This window comes from Pantoea sp. EABMAA-21, assembly GCF_030053335.1.
In the GTDB taxonomy this organism is placed as follows: Bacteria; Pseudomonadota; Gammaproteobacteria; order Enterobacterales; family Enterobacteriaceae; genus Pantoea; species Pantoea communis.
Genome location: NZ_JASGBX010000046.1, coordinates 1 through 570, shown reverse-complemented (window position 1 = coordinate 570; position 570 = coordinate 1). Strand labels below are relative to the sequence as shown.

At 49.3% G+C, this 570-nt stretch carries 2 tRNA genes and 1 rRNA gene; all 3 read right to left on the bottom strand.

Annotated features, from left to right (window positions below):
• Nucleotides 1–137: 137 nt before the first annotated feature.
• Nucleotides 138–213, bottom strand: a tRNA-Ala gene (locus tag QMZ65_RS25175).
• Between the two features lie 145 nt (nt 214–358).
• Nucleotides 359–435 (bottom strand) — tRNA-Ile (locus tag QMZ65_RS25170).
• Nucleotides 436–509: 74 nt separating this feature from the next.
• Nucleotides 510–570: ribosomal RNA gene (locus QMZ65_RS25165) — 16S ribosomal RNA — on the bottom strand; the annotation flags it as partial.

Here is a 570-nt window from a genome sequence, read left to right as displayed (position 1 = left end):
TTTATTCATTCTTATTACGGAGAATGAACACGACGTGTCGTTTCAATTTTCAGCTTGTTCCGGATTGTTAAAGAGCATAATACTTCGCAGCACACCGTTGCCGGTACGCTCTGAAGTATTGTTTTGAGTCACTGTAATGGTGGAGCTAAGCGGGATCGAACCGCTGACCTCCTGCGTGCAAGGCAGGCGCTCTCCCAGCTGAGCTATAGCCCCATACAGTTACTGCAGAGACCACTACTACCACTCACCAGGAGTCCCGTTTTTTGAAAACGGTAATTCGTGCTCAGGCAAGGCATGTACGAAGGACGTTTACTGTTGGGTAAACGACTGAGTACATAACGCCGCATGAGTGCGAATTTGGTAGGCCTGAGTGGACTTGAACCACCGACCTCACCCTTATCAGGGGTGCGCTCTAACCACCTGAGCTACAAGCCTGTAGAGGTTTTTTCTGCTCGTTACTTTTCTATCAGACAATCTGTGTGAGCACTTCGCGGGAAAGTATCTTCAGGTAAGGAGGTGATCCAACCGCAGGTTCCCCTACGGTTACCTTGTTACGACTTCACCCCAGTC